This window comes from Pandoraea soli, from assembly GCF_902459595.1.
Classification (GTDB): Bacteria; Pseudomonadota; Gammaproteobacteria; order Burkholderiales; family Burkholderiaceae; genus Pandoraea; species Pandoraea cepalis.
The window spans coordinates 1-15,562 of the sequence record NZ_CABPSG010000022.1; the positions used below are offsets into that span (position 1 = coordinate 1).

At 63.5% G+C, this 15,562-nt stretch carries 14 protein-coding genes; 10 read left to right on the top strand and 4 right to left on the bottom strand.

The annotated features are described in order from the left end of the window. A partial coding sequence (locus PSO31014_RS21120) for a cell division protein ZipA C-terminal FtsZ-binding domain-containing protein (RefSeq protein ID WP_150553411.1) occupies positions 1 to 1,071 on the top strand: 1,071 nt, incomplete at its 5' end. Here the strand turns inward: PSO31014_RS21120 and PSO31014_RS21125 are convergent. Further along, positions 1,061 to 1,249: a hypothetical protein gene (locus tag PSO31014_RS21125; RefSeq protein WP_150553412.1), complete on the bottom strand. Its 189-nt coding sequence runs from the start codon at positions 1,247 to 1,249 to the stop codon at positions 1,061 to 1,063. The genes PSO31014_RS21120 and PSO31014_RS21125 overlap by 11 nt on opposite strands. On the opposite strand from PSO31014_RS21125, the gene ligA reads away from it, so the two are divergent. Together ligA and def are read left to right on the top strand one after the other, a co-directional pair. Beyond that, entirely contained in the window at positions 1,248 to 3,341 is a 2,094-nt protein-coding gene (ligA, locus tag PSO31014_RS21130) for an NAD-dependent DNA ligase LigA (protein WP_150553413.1), read from the top strand. The two genes, PSO31014_RS21125 and ligA, sit on opposite strands and share 2 nt — an antisense overlap. A gap of 16 nt (positions 3,342 to 3,357) precedes the next feature. Beyond that, a complete protein-coding gene (gene def / locus PSO31014_RS21135; protein WP_150553414.1) occupies positions 3,358 to 3,891 on the top strand; it encodes a peptide deformylase in 534 nt (177 codons plus the stop codon). 197 nt (positions 3,892 to 4,088) lie between these two features. On the opposite strand, the gene PSO31014_RS21140 is transcribed toward def, so the two are convergent. The 3 genes from PSO31014_RS21140 to map form a co-directional block, all read right to left on the bottom strand. Beyond that, positions 4,089 to 5,465, bottom strand: a complete 1,377-nt coding sequence (locus tag PSO31014_RS21140) for a pseudouridine synthase (RefSeq protein WP_150553415.1) — start codon at positions 5,463 to 5,465, stop codon at positions 4,089 to 4,091. Next, positions 5,462 to 8,026 (bottom strand): [protein-PII] uridylyltransferase, encoded by a 2,565-nt coding sequence (locus PSO31014_RS21145; protein WP_150553416.1) that lies wholly within the window; start codon positions 8,024 to 8,026, stop codon positions 5,462 to 5,464. The genes PSO31014_RS21140 and PSO31014_RS21145 overlap by 4 nt, the downstream gene beginning before the upstream one ends. A gap of 76 nt (positions 8,027 to 8,102) precedes the next feature. After that, a complete protein-coding gene (gene map / locus PSO31014_RS21150; protein WP_150553417.1) occupies positions 8,103 to 8,966 on the bottom strand; it encodes a type I methionyl aminopeptidase in 864 nt (287 codons plus the stop codon). Between the two features lie 484 nt (positions 8,967 to 9,450). Between map and rpsB the strand changes: the two genes are divergently transcribed. The 7 genes from rpsB to ispC all read left to right on the top strand — a co-directional run bounded on the left by rpsB (position 9,451) and on the right by ispC (position 15,555). Then, positions 9,451 to 10,203 (top strand): 30S ribosomal protein S2, encoded by a 753-nt coding sequence (gene rpsB / locus PSO31014_RS21155; protein WP_150553418.1) that lies wholly within the window; start codon positions 9,451 to 9,453, stop codon positions 10,201 to 10,203. Positions 10,204 to 10,358: 155 nt separating this feature from the next. After that, complete coding sequence (tsf, locus tag PSO31014_RS21160) at positions 10,359 to 11,240, top strand: translation elongation factor Ts (RefSeq protein WP_150553419.1); 882 nt, start codon at positions 10,359 to 10,361, stop codon at positions 11,238 to 11,240. Between the two features lie 97 nt (positions 11,241 to 11,337). Beyond that, complete coding sequence (gene pyrH, locus PSO31014_RS21165; RefSeq protein ID WP_150553420.1) at positions 11,338 to 12,051, top strand: UMP kinase; 714 nt, start codon at positions 11,338 to 11,340, stop codon at positions 12,049 to 12,051. An 85-nt stretch (positions 12,052 to 12,136) separates the two neighbouring features. Continuing rightward, the gene (gene frr, locus PSO31014_RS21170) at positions 12,137 to 12,697 is read left to right on the top strand and encodes a ribosome recycling factor (RefSeq protein WP_150553421.1); all 561 of its coding nucleotides are present in this window, start codon (positions 12,137 to 12,139) and stop codon (positions 12,695 to 12,697) included. A 64-nt stretch (positions 12,698 to 12,761) separates the two neighbouring features. Then, positions 12,762 to 13,544: a polyprenyl diphosphate synthase gene (gene uppS / locus PSO31014_RS21175; protein ID WP_150553422.1), complete on the top strand. Its 783-nt coding sequence runs from the start codon at positions 12,762 to 12,764 to the stop codon at positions 13,542 to 13,544. Further along, positions 13,544 to 14,353, top strand: coding sequence for a phosphatidate cytidylyltransferase (locus PSO31014_RS21180; RefSeq protein ID WP_150553423.1), 810 nt, complete (start codon positions 13,544 to 13,546; stop codon positions 14,351 to 14,353). The genes uppS and PSO31014_RS21180 overlap by 1 nt, the downstream gene beginning before the upstream one ends. A 2-nt stretch (positions 14,354 to 14,355) precedes the next feature. Next, complete coding sequence (ispC, locus tag PSO31014_RS21185) at positions 14,356 to 15,555, top strand: 1-deoxy-D-xylulose-5-phosphate reductoisomerase (protein WP_150553424.1); 1,200 nt, start codon at positions 14,356 to 14,358, stop codon at positions 15,553 to 15,555. Positions 15,556 to 15,562 lie beyond the last annotated feature (7 nt).

A 15,562-nucleotide genomic window follows, 5' to 3' on the forward strand; every position in this document is an offset into this window, starting at 1 on the left:
GCCCGCGACGCGCAGGAAGCGGCGGCCGCGAGCGCGGTCGCACGCCTTGACGCGGAACTGGCGGCCGATGACACCGTGGACGCTGCGGCGGCCGGTTCGGTCGCCGCGGCAGCCGGGGCGCCCGACGTCGCCAACGCCGACACCGACGAGCCCGTTGCAAACGCCAAGGCGGGTGTGACATCCGCCGCCGCGCCCGAGGCTGCGGCGGCACCGGTGGTGCCTGCGGCGCAACCGGCTGCACCGAGCGGTCCGCCACCGGTCATCGACGAGCGCATCGACTGCGTCGTCGCACTGCCGTTGGCCAATGTGATCGCGGCGGAGCGTTTGATGCCGCTGACGGTACGCATGCGCCGCGCGGGCAGCAAACCCGTCAACATCGAAGGCCGTGCCGACGAGCATTCACCGTGGGAGTTGATTCGCTCCGGCGGGCGCTATCACCAGTTGCGCATGGCCGTGCAGTTGGCCAACCGCGCGGGCGCCCTCAATGAAGTCGAGTTCTCCGAGTTCTCGAATCTCGTGCAGACGCTCGCCGATGCGGCCGACGCCTTGCCCGAATTGCCCGACATGATGGAGACGGTCGCCCGCGGTCGTGAACTCGACAGCTTTGCCGCGCAATGCGACGCCCAACTATCGGTGAATGTGTTGTCGGACGGCGCGCCATGGTCGGCCAACTATGTTCAGGCGGTCGCCACGCAAGACGGGCTGCTCCTCTCGCGCGATGGCATGCGGTTCGTCAAACTCGATGCGCGCCAGAATCCGGTGTTCATGCTGCAGTTCGGCGACACCAACTTCCTGCGTGACGATCTGACGTACAAGGGCGGCGATCTGATCACGATGCTGCTCGATGTGCCGGTGGCCGACGAAGACCTGCTGCCGTTCCGTCTGATGTGCGATTACGCACGTTCGATCGGGCAGCGCATCGGGGGGCGGGTGGTGGACGATCAGCGTCGGCCGCTCTCGGATGCTGCGCTGCAAAACGTCGACAAGCAATTGCTCAAGCTCTACGAACGCCTTGAGGCGCGCGGTCTGCCGGCGGGCTCGCCGGTCACGCGCCGCCTGTTCAGCCAGTAATTTCGAGCCGAAGCGCGGCAGACGACGGTCCGTCGGATGCCGCATTCGATGCACGCCGTTCATCGTCGGGTGAGCGGCGTTTTTGTTCCAATCGATGGATGAAAGCGATCGACAACGCGCAGTTGCGCACGTCGAAGGCATAATGTCCTGACTTCCCGTCTCCCGAGTCTGCTTGCATGTCCCAAACTTCTGTTCCGGGTCAGGGCGCGAACGCCCCTACCGCTACCGATGCAGCGCCCGCCGCCCGTCGCGCGACCGAGTTGCGTGCCGAGTTGGCGCGTCACAACCGCGCGTATTACGAAGAGGATGCGCCGCTGATTCCCGATGCCGAGTACGACCGCCTGTTTGCCGAACTGGTCGCGCTCGAGACTGATCATCCCGAATTGACGCGTCCCGATTCGCCCACGCAACGTGTGGGTGGCAAGCCGGTGGAAGGGTTCGCGCAGGTGGTGCATCGCGTGCCGATGCTCTCGCTGAACAACGGCTTTGCCGACGAGGATGTCGAAGCGTTCGACCGTCGTGTATCGGATGGACTGCGCGATGGTGGTGCGCCCACCGGCGATCTGTTCGGCGCGCCCGTCGAATATGCGGCCGAGCTGAAGTTCGACGGGCTGGCGATCGCGTTGCGTTATGAGCGCGGGGTGCTCGTGCAGGCAGCCACGCGCGGCGACGGCACGACCGGTGAAGAGGTCACCGCGAACATCCGCACGATCAAGACCATTCCGCTGCGCCTGAAGACCGATAACCCGCCCGAGGTGCTCGAGGTGCGTGGCGAAGTGCTGATGTTCCGGGCCGACTTCGACAAGCTCAATCGGGCGCAGGAAGCGGCGCAAGAGAAGGTGTTCGTCAATCCGCGCAACGCGGCGGCGGGCAGTCTGCGACAGCTCGATTCGAGGATTACGGCGAAGCGTCCGTTGTCGTTCTTCGCCTATGGGGTGGGCGAACTGGTGGGTGTCTCGATGCCGGAGACGCACTCGGCCTTGCTCGACTGGTATGTCACGCTGGGCATTCCGGTCAATGAGCGGCGCGAAGTCGTGCGGGGCGCCTCCGGGTTGCTGGCGTTCTACCGCGCGGTGGGTGAGGCACGTGGGACACTGCCTTACGACATCGATGGCGTGGTCTACAAGGTCAACCGTCGCGACGAGCAGGATCGGCTTGGATTTGTCTCGCGCGCCCCGCGCTTCGCGCTGGCGCACAAGTTTCCGGCGCAGGAAGCGCTGACGACGTTGCTGGACATTGAAGTGCAGGTGGGCCGAACCGGGGCGATTACGCCGGTGGCGCGGCTCTCGCCCGTTTTTGTCGGCGGGGCGACCGTCACAAATGCTACGCTGCACAACGAAGACGAGATTCGCCGCAAGGATGTGATGATCGGCGATACGGTGATCGTGCGCCGGGCGGGCGACGTGATTCCGGAAGTCGTCGGGTCGGTGCTCGAGCGACGGCCGGACGATGCAAGAGCGTTCGTCATGCCGACGGCGTGCCCGGTGTGCGGATCGGCCATCGAGAAACTGCCCGACGAAGTGATCGCGCGATGCACGGGCGGCTTGATTTGCGCGGCGCAGCGCAAGCAGGCGTTGCTGCACTTCGCCCAGCGCCGGGCGCTCGACATCGAGGGGCTTGGCGACAAGCTCGTGGAGCAACTGGTCGACCAGCATATCATTCGCACGCCGGCCGATCTTTTCAAACTGGGCGTGGCGAAGCTTGCGGCGCTTGACCGGATGGCGGACAAGTCGGCGTCCAATCTGGTGGCGGCGCTCGAGACGGCCCGTCACACGACGCTGGCACGCTTCATCTTCGCGTTGGGTATTCGCCATGTGGGCGAGGCGACGGCGAAGGATCTCGCGCGTCATTTTGGCAAGCTCGACAACGTGATGGCGGCGAGCATCGAGGAACTGCTGGCCGTGCATGACGTTGGACCGATTGTGGCCCAATCCATCGCCAATTTCTTTGGCGAACCGCATAATGTGGAAGTGATTGAGCAGTTGCGGGCGGCAGGCGTGACGTGGGCGGAGTCCGAGCCGGCGGCTGAGGCACCGCTGCCGCTGGCCGGCAAGACGTTCGTGCTCACAGGCACGCTGCCGACGCTCTCGCGCGATGAGGCGAAAGCCATGCTGGAGGCGCGGGGGGCAAAGGTTGCCGGCTCGGTTTCTGCGAAAACCGACTACGTGGTCGCGGGCGCAGAAGCCGGCAGCAAGTTGGCGAAGGCTGAGGCACTGGGTGTGCCCGTGCTGGACGAAGACGCTATGCGGGCGATGTTGGCCGCGCTTTGATGGGAGGATCCAATCGATGATTCGCGACATCCTGAAGATGGGCGATCCGCGCCTGCTGCGCATCGCCAAACCCGTGGAACATCTCGACACGCCCGAGTTGCGGGAGCTGGTCGCCGACATGTTCGACACCATGAAGCACGCAAACGGCGCGGGACTGGCGGCGCCGCAGATCGGTGTCGATCTGCAGGTGGTGATCTTCGGCTTCGAGCACAACGAGCGCTACCCGGACGCGCCTGAAGTGCCTGAAACCGTGCTCATCAATCCCGTCATCACGCCGCTCACGCAGGACATGGAAGAGGGCTGGGAAGGTTGTTTGTCGGTGCCAGGGCTGCGCGGCATGGTCAATCGTTATTCGATGCTGCGCTATGAGGGGGTCGACCAGTATGGCCGAGCGATCGATCGCGTGGCTGAGGGCTTTCACGCCCGGGTCGTTCAACACGAGTGCGACCATCTGATCGGCAAGCTTTATCCAATGCGCATTACCGACTTCAGCAAGTTCGGATTTACCGAGATTCTCTTTCCGGGACTGGATCCCAAGAGCGACGACTGACGCGGGGGCGAGGCGCCGCCGCGTTATTCTGATTCGCGGCAAATGGCTGATCTTGCCGAGCGTCTGGACTGGATCGCGTGCCAGTTCGATAAGGCCCTCGCCTGAAACACAAAACCCCATGCGCCGAAAAGCATGGGGTTCATCTGCACGCTGAGCCCGCCTCGATGGCGGGCTTTTTCATGGGCTGTGTCGCTGACTCAGAAGCCTTCGCCAGCGCGCAGATAGCGCCACTCACCAACGGGCAGGTTGCCCAGCGTGATGCGTCCCATGCGAACGCGCTTGAGGCCGGTCACATGCAGACCGACCAGTTCGCACATCCGGCGGATCTGCCGTTTCTTGCCTTCCTTGAGCACGAAGCGCAGTTGCTCAGCGTTCTGCCACTCGACCTGTGCGGGCTTGAGCGGTTGATCGTCGAGTTCCAGGCCGTGACGCAGCAGGGCCAGACGGTCTGCCGGGAAATGCGCCTGAACGTTCTCGACATGCTCGTTATACGTAACGCGCACGAGGTACTCCTTCTCGATATCCGAATCTTCCCCGATCAGTTGCTTGGCAATGCGACCGTCTTGCGTCAGGACGAGCAAGCCGGTCGAGTCGATGTCGAGGCGTCCGGCGGGCGCGAGACTGCGTAGATGCGACGGCGAGAAACGCACGCCGGCATCGTCCTCGGCCCAGTGATGCTCGCGCGTGACCAGCACGACAGCGGGCTCGTAGCCGTCCTCCGCCTGTGCGGAGACGTAGCCCACGGGCTTGTGCAGCAGGATCGTCATGCGATTGGCTTGCTCCTTGTGCGCAGCCTGCACGACGGTGATTTCCTGGGTCGGCAGGATCTTCGTACCGAGTTCGGTCACAACCTTGCCGTCGACGCGAACCCATCCCTTGGCGATCCACTCGTCGGCTTCGCGACGCGAACACAGGCCGAGTTCCGACATGCGCTTGGACAGGCGCAGCGACCCGGCGGCGTCGTGATGGAGCTTGACGTCGTAATCGGTATCGCGCGCGGGGCGTGCGGGGCGTGCCGGCCGAGCGGTCCGCGCGTCGCGATCGTCGCGGGCGAAGCGGCCGCCGGGCGTGCCTTCGCCACGGGCGCCACCTTCGGCGGCACGGCGCGGACGGTCTTCGTCAAAACGGCGCGGGGCGCGGTCATCGGGTCCCCGTTTGGCCGGACGGGCGAAATCGCCACGGGCGCCACCTTCGGCGGCACGACGCGGACGCGCTTCGTCGTCAAGTCGTGCCGGACGCGCGCCAGCAACGCGCTCGCGTTGGCCACGTGCGGGCGGACGTTCGCCCGTCGAACGCTTTTCGTACGGCGTTGTGCTGCCGGCCGCAGGTTTGCGTGGCGCAGCGGCATTTCCGGCCGGGCGCCGTGCACCCGCCGGCGTAGCCGCATCGTCCACTGGACGCGGTCGTGCCGGTTTTGCGGCAGGTTTCTTTCTTGCGCCGCTGGCGTCGAGCATCGACGCGGGCACGGCTTTGGTCGGACGGCTCAGCGCGCCGGACGAACGCACCGGAGCGCGAGTCTTGTCGAGAGTGCGGGGATGTTTGGCACTCAGTTTGGTGCGCGGGGTATCGCTCATGATTCCAATGCTTCGAGTAATTCGGTCTCGACGGCGATTTGCAGACGACTGTCCTGCAAACGGCTGCCATCGAGCAGGAACGTGTCTTCGACACGCTCGCCGAGGGTGTTGATGCGGGCGGTACGCACGCTTACGCCGTGACGCGCAAGCACGCGAGCGACCGCGTACAGCAGACCGGTGCGGTCGTTAGCCGACACCGATAACAAGTAGTACTGACCGCGATCGTCGGGTCGCAAATCGACGCGCGGCGTGACTGGGAAGCTGCGAGACCGTCGCGGCAGCCGGCCCTTGCTGGGCTCTGCCAGCGGATCGACACGCGTGAGCAAAGACACCAGTTCGCTCTCCACCAGATTGATGATGTCGCGATAGCTTGTGTCGAGACCCGGGTCGGTCAGCAGAAAGCTGTCCAGGGCAAAGCCGTGGCTGGTCGTATGCACCTTGGCGTCGAGAATCGACAACCCTTTGCGCTCGAAATAGCCGCAAATGCGCGCGAACAGATCGAGCTGGTCGCGCACGTAGACCATCACCTGCAGCCCTTCGCCAATCGGTGAGGGACGTGCCTTGACAATAGGGGTCGCGCTGTCCACGTGCCGCCAAAGATGGCGCGTCTGCCACGCGACGTCGGCCGGATCGTTGCGCAGGAAGTAGGCGACGTCCAGCGTATTCCAGAGCGCCTCCTGCGCGCGCTCCGGCACGGTGTAGAGGCGCAGCAGCCCGAGCGCCTCTTCCTTGCGCGTTTTGAGCTGCGAGCGCGGATCTGGATTGGCACCGCCCAGCACCTGCAACGTTAGCCGGTAGAGGTCTTCCAGCAGCTTGCCTTTCCAGGCGTTCCACACCTTCGGGCTGGTGCCGCGAATATCGGCGACCGTCAGGAGATACAGTGCCGTCAGGCGCCGCTCGTTCCCCACTTTCGCCGCAAAGCGGCGGATGACCTCGGGGTCGGTAGTGTCCTGCTTCTGCGCCACCGTGCTCATCGTCAGGTGCTCTCCCACCAGCCAGACGATCAGGTCCGTGTCCTCCTTGTCGATGCCGTGACGCGTGCAGAAGCGTCGCGCATCGGTCATGCCAAGCGTGGAGTGATCGCCACCGCGGCCCTTTGCGATGTCATGGAAGAGGGCTGCGACCGTCAGCGCCCACGGTCGGTCGAAGTTCGCGATCAACTGGCTGCAGAATGGGTACTCGTGCGCGTGCTCCGCCACGGCGAAACGGCGAATATTGCGCACGACCATCAGGATGTGTTGATCGACGGTATAGACGTGGTACAGATCGTGCTGCATCTGACCGACCACGCGACGGAAGTTGATCAGATAGCGGCCGAGCACGCTCGTCTGGTTCATCAGGCGCAAGGCATGGGTGATGCCCTGCGGCTGCTGGAGAATGCCGAGAAACGTGCTGCGATTTTCGGGATCGGCGCGCCACTGCGCGTTCATCAGTTCGCGGGCGTTGTAGAGCGCCCGCAGCGTGCGCGCCGAGAGACCCTTCACGCCGACGACCTGTTCGTAAAGCAGGAAGGTCTCGAGAATGGCGTTCGGGTGACGCTGGTACAACTCGTCGTCCACGATCTCGATCATTCCCTGCTTCTCGACGAAACGCTCGTTGATCACCCGCGTGACCCCGCTGGTTTGCGGGAACAGGCGAGCTTCGACGTTGAGCAGCAGCACCGTATTGAGTTGCGAGACGGCCTTGGCGGCCCAGTAGTAGCGCCGCATGAGCTGCTCGCTGGCCCGCTTGGTGGCGGTGGCGTCGAAGCCGAGGCTTTGCGCGAGCGACGTTTGCATGTCGAATACGAGCACGTCCTGACGCCGTCGCGCCAGCAAGTGCAGCCGCGCCCGCAAGCCCTTCAGGAATTGCTCGTTACGGCGCAGCTCCTTGAGTTCGCGTTCGGTCAGCAGTTCCCGCGCGAACAGTTCCGCCCAACTGTTACCGAGGCCGGCAGCCTTCGTCATCCAGAGAATGACCTGCAGGTCGCGCAGTCCGCCCGGGCTTTCCTTGCAGTTGGGTTCGAGGCTGTACGGGGTGTCCTGATACTTGGCGTGACGCTGGCGGATCTCAAGCTGTTTGCTGCGGAAAAACGCGCGCGGATCGAGATCGGCCGAGAAGCGACGCTCGAAGTCGTCGAAGAGCGCCGCGTTGCCGGTGAGCAGGCGGGCTTCCAGCAGACTGGTTTGTACGGTGACGTCGGCGTGCGCTTCGGTGATGCACTCGTCGACCGTGCGGACCGACGATCCGATCTCAAGCCCGATATCCCACAGGAAGCCGATAAACGGCTCCACGTGCGACGTGAGCGCCTGCGCGTCGGCATCGCCGTGGAGCAGGAGAATGTCGACGTCCGAGTGCGGGTACAGCTCACCGCGCCCATAGCCGCCCACGGCGACGAGGGCGAAACCATCGGGCATCTGGCACTCGTTCCAGGCGTCGCGCATGGCTTGATCGACCGCCTGGCACAAGCCATGCAGAAGCACGTCGATCTTCCCGTGTGTGGAAAAGCGTTCGACGAGTTCGGCCTTGCGATCCTTGAGGGCCTGACGTAGCGGAGACGGGGCGTGCGCACGCGCGTGCATGGCGGCTTCCTGGTAATGAAAGTAACAAGTCAGGCCGGGTGGCCGCCGCGATGACAGGCGGCCGGACGACGGTGGCTCAGGTGGCGGTGGCGAACGACGTCACGTATGACGAACCGGGCGGCGGTGGCGGCGTCAGGGCGGAGTGCGTGAGCACCTCGTGGCCCGTCGGCGTCACGAGCACCGTGTGCTCCCATTGCGCCGACAGACTGCGATCGCGCGTCTTGACCGTCCATTGATCGGGCATCGTCCGAATCTCGCGCTTACCCGCGTTGATCATCGGCTCGATGGTAAAGATCATGCCCGCCTGCAACTCAAGACCGGTGCCTTGGCGACCGTAATGCACGATCTGCGGGTCCTCGTGGAATACCTGTCCGATGCCGTGGCCACAGTATTCGCGCACCACGCTGTATCCCTGCGCTTCGGCATGCGTCTGGATGGCTTGGCCGATGTCGCCCAGATGCGCGCCCGGGCGCACCTGGTTGATGCCGAGCCACATGCATTCATACGTCACCTGCGCCAAACGCTTCGCCAGGATCGAGCCTTCGCCGACGATGAACATGCGGCTGGTATCGCCGAAGTAGCCATCCTTGATGACGGTGATGTCGATGTTCAGGGCGTCGCCGTTCTTGAGTGTCTTGTCGCCGGGAATGCCGTGGCAGATCACGTCGTTGACCGAGATGCAGGTGGCTTTGGGGTAGGGCGGATAGCCCGGCGGCTGATAGTTCAGCGGTGCCGGCACGGTGCCCTGCTCGTTGAGCATGTACTCGTGGCAAAGCCGGTCGAGTTCCCCGGTCGTGACGCCTGCGCGCACATGCGGCGTAATGAAATCGAGCACCTCGCTGGCCAGTCGGCAGGCGACGCGCATCATTTCAATATCGTGGGCATTCTTGAGGGTGATGGCCATTGCTGAATCGGAGAGATTACGTAAACAGTGCCGCATTATCGCACCAACAGACGGTTTTCGCCCCGTCCGGCTTGGATTTCGGAGCGTTCCGACGATGAATTTCCAAGGTTCCCGGCGTGGCGCGCGGCTGCGCAGTGAACTGGCCGGAGTGCGGCGCGAACCGGGCGTTTCCGACTTGTCATCACAAGTTCACGCGTCGCTTGAGTGCTGGTGGGCTGCGATGCTATAATCTCGGGCTAAGTCGAGGACGAATTGCTAATAAACCCGAGGGTTTTCCCTTGTGTTTCAACGGTCTTCGCCGGGTTTTCAGGGGTGTTTTTGCCCCAGTGTGGTGCCGATCGGTGCCGCATCCGGCGGATTGCGGGGTGGCAGTGTCGATCATCGGCTTGGAAATTTTGAAATCGCGGGCCGGCGCACCCAGGGTGCCCGATCTTCGCAGGCGGGTCATGCAAAGCTGTGTGGCAGTCTGGCGAAACGGGTACGGCAGCCGGTCTAAGACCTAACCCTCACGGAGAATCACATGTCTGTCACTATGCGTCAGATGCTGGAAGCGGGCGTCCACTTTGGTCACCAAACCCGTTTCTGGAACCCCAAGATGGCCCCCTATATCTTCGGCCATCGCAACAAGATTCACATCATCAACCTCGAAAAGACGTTGCCGATGTACCAGGACGCACTGAAGTACGTGCGTCAACTGGCAGCAAATCGCGGCACGATCCTGTTCGTGGGCACGAAGCGTCAGGCGCGTGACATCGTGGCGGAAGCCGCGGGTCGCGCCGGCATGCCTTACGTCAACAACCGTTGGCTGGGCGGCATGCTGACGAACTTCAAGACGCTGAAGTCGTCGATCAAGAAGCTCAAGGACATGGAGCAGGCTCTGGAAGCCGGCGAGCAAGAGCGCATGAGCAAGAAGGAAGCGCTGCTGTTCGATCGCGAAATGGCCAAGCTGCAGAAGTCGATCGGTGGCGTGAAGGATATGGGCGGCATGCCCGACGCCATTTTCGTCGTCGACGTCGGCTACCACAAGATCGCCATCACGGAAGCCACCAAGCTGGGCATTCCGGTGATCGCCGTGGTTGATACGAACCACTCGCCGGAAGGTGTGGATTACATCATCCCGGGTAACGACGACTCGAGCAAGGCCGTCGAGCTGTACGTGCAAGGCGTTGCCGACGCCGTCCTCGAAGGCCGTGAAACCGCCGTCAAGGAAGTCGTGGAAGCCGTTCGCGGCGATGGTAACGACGAGTTCGTCGAAGTGAACGAAGAGGCGTAAGCGGCCACCGCTGCGTAACAAAAGGGGCTGCTGGTGGCGCCCCTTTTTTTTAGTCCGATTTTCCCGCGTCGGGTGCGCGGGGCGCCACGGGGCGGGCAGTGAGGCCGTCCGGACGCCATCCTCTCCCGACTGATTCGATATACAGGAGTAACGATATGCCGGCAATTACTGCAGCAATGGTGGGCGAACTGCGCGCCAAGACCGACGCGCCGATGATGGAATGCAAGAAGGCGCTGACCGAAGCCGATGGCGACATGGTCCGTGCTGAAGAAATCCTGCGTGTCAAGCTGGGCAGCAAGGCCAGCAAGGCCGCCAGCCGTATCACCGCCGAAGGCGTGATCGCCGCCTACATCGATGGCGGCAAGGGTGCCGTGGTCGAAATCAACTGCGAAACCGACTTCGTCTCGAAGAACGACGACTTCCTGAAGTTCGCGAACGACGTGGCCAAGCTGGTCGCCGAGCACAGCCCGGCCGACGTGGCGGCACTGTCGGCGCTGCCGCTCGACGGCAAGACCGTTGAGCAAGTGCGCGCGGACCTGATCGGCAAGATCGGCGAAAACATGACCATTCGTCGCTTCCAGCGCTACGACACGGCAGGCAAGCTGGCGGCTTACCTGCATGGCACGCGTATCGGTGTGGTCGTCGAGTATGACGGTGCTGACGCCGAAGTCGGCAAGAACGTCGCCATGCACATCGCCGCAATGAAGCCGGTGGCCGTGTCGGGCGATCAAGTCTCGCCGGAACTGATCGAGAAGGAGCGCAAGGTCGCTGCCGAGAAGGCCGCCGAATCGGGCAAGCCGGCCGAGATCGTGGCCAAGATGGTGGAAGGCAGCGTGCAGAAGTTCCTCAAGGAAGTCTCGCTGTTCAACCAGGCTTACGTGAAGGACGACAAGTCGAGCGTCGAGCAGATGCTCAAGGCCAACAACACCACGGTCAAGGCCTTCACCATGTTCGTGGTCGGCGAAGGCATCGAGAAGAAGCAGGACGACTTCGCGGCGGAAGTGGCGGCGCAAGTGGCTGCGGCCAAGCAGTCGTAATTCGCGCAGTATCGCAGTATCCGGGGGCGGCGGTGCCGTCCCCGTTGTTTCATCCAGAATACCCAACAGTGCCCGACCAGACTTCTTAAGGACCGCCATGTCTACTCCTTACAAACGCGTACTTCTCAAGCTCTCTGGTGAAGCCCTCATGGGTGACGACGCATTCGGCATCAACCGCGCGACCATCGAGCGCATGGTTGACGACATGGCCGAGGTCGTTCGCCTGGGCACGCAATTGGCCGTCGTGATCGGCGGCGGCAATATTTTCCGGGGCGTGGCAGGCGGTGCCGCGGGGATGGACCGTGCAACGGCCGACTACATGGGCATGCTGGCCACGATGATGAACGCCCTGGCGCTGCAGGATGCCATGCGCCATGCGGGTATCGAAGCGCGTGTGCAGTCCGCGCTGCGCATGGATCAGGTGGTCGAGCCCTACATCCGTCCGCGTGCGATCCGTCAGCTCGAAGAGGGCAAGGTCGTGATTTTCGCCGCAGGTACCGGTAATCCGTTCTTTACGACCGACACGGCAGCAGCGCTGCGCGGCTCGGAAGTCGGCGCCGAAGTGGTCCTCAAGGCGACCAAGGTCGACGGCGTATACTCCGCAGACCCCAAGAAAGATCCCAACGCGGTAAAGTATTCGACCATCAGCTTCGACGAGGCGATCTCCAAGCACCTGCAGGTCATGGACGCCACGGCTTTCGCGCTGTGCCGCGACCAGAAGATGCCGGTGCGAGTCTTCTCGATCGTGAAGCCGGGCGCGCTCAAGCACGTCATTCTCGGCGAAGACGAGGGAACGCTCGTCCACGTTTGAGTTCAAATTGCGGCGTCGGCGTGCATGGGCGCGCCGACGCCGTATTATTTACGTTTGCGTAACAATTCAAGGTTTGGAGGTTGTCATGAGCGTTGCTGACGTCAAGAAAAGTGTCGAGCAAAAGATGAAAAGCTCGATCGAGTCGTTCAAGAACAACCTGGCGAAGATTCGTACCGGTCGTGCGCATGTCGGCCTGCTCGATCACGTTCAGGTGGACTACTACGGCTCGATGGTGCCCATCTCCCAGGTCGCCAACGTGAACCTCGTGGATAGCCGTACGATCGGCGTGCAACCGTGGGAAAAGAAGATGATTGGCGTGGTTGAGAAGGCCATCCGCGAATCGGATCTGGGTCTGAACCCGGCCACGCAAGGCGATCTGATTCGTGTGCCGATGCCGATGCCGACCGAAGAGCGTCGTCGCGAGCTGACCAAGCTGGTCAAGTCGGAAGGCGAAGCCGCCAAGGTCGCCGTGCGTAATCTGCGTCGCGATGCCAATGAGCAACTCAAGAAGCTGGTCAAGGACAAAGAAGCGTCGGAAGACGACGAGCGCCGTGGCAGCGACGAAGTGCAGAAGCTCACGGACAAGTTTGTCGCCGAGATCGACGAACTGGTCAAGCAGAAGGACGCCGAGATCATGACGGTTTGAGTGCCACGGCACTCACCGCAAGATCTCCGCTGACTTTCGCGCTCGACTCCCGCACCGTACCTCAATGGGTTTTCTCAGCTCTACGCGCTCCGTTCCCAAGACAGAGAGCATTCCGCGCCACGTTGCTATCGTCATGGATGGCAATGGGCGTTGGGCTACCCGTCGCAAGTTGCCTCGCGTGGCGGGCCACAAGCGTGGCGTCGATGCCGTGCGCGAGGCAGTGACGGCCTGTGCCGAAATCGGCGTCGAGTATCTGACGCTGTTCGCGTTCAGTTCGGAGAACTGGCGCCGTCCGCAGGACGAGGTGTCGACGCTGATGCAGCTTTTCATTCTCGCGCTCGAGCGTGAAGTCGGGAAGCTGCACAGCAACGGTATTCGCCTTCGCGTCATTGGCGCGCTCGACGCGTTCGAGCCTCGTATTCAGGAACTGGTCAGGCGTGCGGAAGCCCGCACGCAGGACAACACGGGCCTCACGCTGACCATTGCGGCCAACTACGGCGGGCGATGGGACATTTTGCAGGCGGCTCAGAAGCTTGCCGCCGCGCGTGTGGCGGCCGGTGGTGCAGCGGCGCTCGACGCGTCGTTCACCGAAGACGATCTCGCGCCTTACCTGAGCATGGCCTACGCGCCGGAGCCGGATCTCTTCATTCGCACCGGTGGCGATCAGCGCATCAGTAATTTTCTGCTGTGGCAACTGGCGTACACTGAGTTGTATTTCACCGAAGAATTCTGGCCGGACTTCAACGCCAATACCCTCAAACGGGCCGTCGCCGAGTTTCAGCAGCGCGAGCGCCGTTTCGGCCGTACCAGCGCGCAAGTCCAGAGCCCTCCAGGACATTCCGCCTGATGCTCAAGACACGCGTCATTACCGCTGTCGTACTTCTCGCCATTCTTTTGCCCGTGATCTTCGTCGGTACGCCGGCGCAGTTCGCATTACTTGCCGCCGTGATCGTGGCCGCCGCCGGCTGGGAATGGGGGCGGCTCGTGGGTCTGAACGGCACGGGTGCCGTCTTTTATGGGGCACTCGCCCTCCTGGGTGTGGGCCTGACATGGGCGGGCGGCTGGATGCTGTCGTCGATCTGGCTCAAGCCTGCGGCCATCTTTTGGGTGCTCGCCGGACCCTACACGCTCGCCCGCAAGCCGGCGACGCGAGGGGCATGGCGCGGTTTGTTGCTCGTCGCCGGACCGGTGTTGCTGATCGCGGCATGGCAGGCGCTGTGCCTGGCGCGTGATCGCGGTGTGGCCTTCCTGCTCTCGGTGCTCGTGATCGTCTGGCTTGCCGATACTGGGGCGTATTTCGCCGGCCGTGCGTTCGGCCGTCGCAAGATCGCGCCGTCGATCAGTCCCGGTAAGTCCTGGGAAGGGGCGATCGGCGGATGGCTGCTGGTGCTCGTGGTCGCAGCAGGGGTGCTGGCGAGCGGCTTGCAGGCGCCAACCCTCGTTTCTCATTTCGCCGGCACGCAAGGTCTGGTACTGGGCGCATTGGCGCTGACGGTGCTGGTCGCTTTCTCCGTCGTGGGCGATCTGTTCGAATCTCAACTCAAACGGCAGGCCGGCGTGAAGGATTCCAGCGCGCTGCTTCCCGGCCACGGGGGCGTGCTCGATCGAATCGATGCGTTGCTCCCGGTGCTCCCGCTGGCTTTGCTCTTCGTCTGATCATGTCGCAACGACTCTCCATTCTTGGCTCCACCGGCTCTATTGGCGTTAGCACGCTCGATGTGGTGGGGCGTCATCCCGGCCGTTTCTCCGTCTACGCGTTGTCGGCGCACCGTAATCTGGATCGCCTGTTCGAGCAGTGCGTCGCGCATCGCCCGGCAGTGGCGGTGGTGGCCGATGCCGACGGCGCCCGCTCGCTGGCGGCGCGTCTGGCCGATGCCGGCCTGAAGATCGACGTGACCTACGGTCCGCAGGCGCTGGTCGAGATCGCGCAAGCGGCCGAGGCCACGATGGTCGTTGCGGCGATCGTCGGTGCCGCGGGGCTGCAGTCGACGCTCGCGGCCGCGCGCGCCGGCAAGCGCATTCTGCTGGCGAACAAGGAGTCGCTGGTGCTCTCGGGCGCCCTGTTCATGGCGACGGCCGAGCGCGCCGGGGCGACGTTGTTGCCGCTCGACAGCGAGCACAACGCCATCTTCCAATGCCTGCCGCAAGTGGCTGGCGAGAACCACGTGTCGACGCGCGGCGTCGAAAAGCTGGTGTTGACCGCGTCGGGTGGGCCGTTCCGCGAGCGCGCGCTGGCGTCGCTCGAGAACGTGACGCCGGACGAGGCGTGCGCGCACCCGAACTGGGTGATGGGCCGAAAGATTTCGGTCGACTCCGCCAGCATGATGAACAAGGGCCTCGAAGTCATTGAAGCGCATTGGCTGTTCAATATGCCGCCCGAGAAGATCGAGGTGTTGATCCATCCGCAGAGTGTGATTCACTCGATGGTGACGTACACGGACGGGTCGACGCTCGCGCAACTCGGCAATCCGGACATGCGCACGCCCATCGCCCACGCGCTGGCGTTCCCGGATCGGGTGACGTCGGGCGTGGCGAGCCTCAATCTCGCCGACATCGGCAAGCTGACTTTCGAAGCGCCGGATTTGCGCCGTTTTCCGTGTCTGCGACTGGCGTTCGACGCGCTGCATCGCGGCGGTACGGCGGGTGCGCTGCTCAATGCCGCCAACGAGATTGCCGTGGCCGCCTTTCTTGAAGGCCGCATTCGCTTTACGGCCATCGGCCAAGTGGTCGAGCAGGTGCTCGATACGCTCGCCGTGGGTGAGGCGACTTCGCTCGACGTCGTGCTCGACGCCGATCGCCGCGCACGCGAACTGGCGACGGCCATCGTCGCCAAACTGCCGGCCCGGGCGTCGTCCTGACGCCTGA

Excerpts from the sequence above, each read along its gene's own strand:
- ligA (WP_150553413.1), top strand. The coding sequence starts at position 1,248 with ATGTCCCAAACTTCTGTTCCGGGTCAGGGCGCGAACGCCCCTACCGCT.
- PSO31014_RS21125 (WP_150553412.1), bottom strand. The coding sequence starts at position 1,249 with ATGCAAGCAGACTCGGGAGACGGGAAGTCAGGACATTATGCCTTCGAC.
- def (WP_150553414.1), top strand. The coding sequence starts at position 3,358 with ATGATTCGCGACATCCTGAAGATGGGCGATCCGCGCCTGCTGCGCATC.
- PSO31014_RS21140 (WP_150553415.1), bottom strand. The coding sequence starts at position 5,465 with ATGAGCGATACCCCGCGCACCAAACTGAGTGCCAAACATCCCCGCACT.
- PSO31014_RS21145 (WP_150553416.1), bottom strand. The coding sequence starts at position 8,026 with ATGCACGCGCGTGCGCACGCCCCGTCTCCGCTACGTCAGGCCCTCAAG.
- map (WP_150553417.1), bottom strand. The coding sequence starts at position 8,966 with ATGCGGCACTGTTTACGTAATCTCTCCGATTCAGCAATGGCCATCACC.
- rpsB (WP_150553418.1), top strand. The coding sequence starts at position 9,451 with ATGTCTGTCACTATGCGTCAGATGCTGGAAGCGGGCGTCCACTTTGGT.
- tsf (WP_150553419.1), top strand. The coding sequence starts at position 10,359 with ATGCCGGCAATTACTGCAGCAATGGTGGGCGAACTGCGCGCCAAGACC.
- pyrH (WP_150553420.1), top strand. The coding sequence starts at position 11,338 with ATGTCTACTCCTTACAAACGCGTACTTCTCAAGCTCTCTGGTGAAGCC.
- frr (WP_150553421.1), top strand. The coding sequence starts at position 12,137 with ATGAGCGTTGCTGACGTCAAGAAAAGTGTCGAGCAAAAGATGAAAAGC.
- uppS (WP_150553422.1), top strand. The coding sequence starts at position 12,762 with ATGGGTTTTCTCAGCTCTACGCGCTCCGTTCCCAAGACAGAGAGCATT.
- PSO31014_RS21180 (WP_150553423.1), top strand. The coding sequence starts at position 13,544 with ATGCTCAAGACACGCGTCATTACCGCTGTCGTACTTCTCGCCATTCTT.
- ispC (WP_150553424.1), top strand. The coding sequence starts at position 14,356 with ATGTCGCAACGACTCTCCATTCTTGGCTCCACCGGCTCTATTGGCGTT.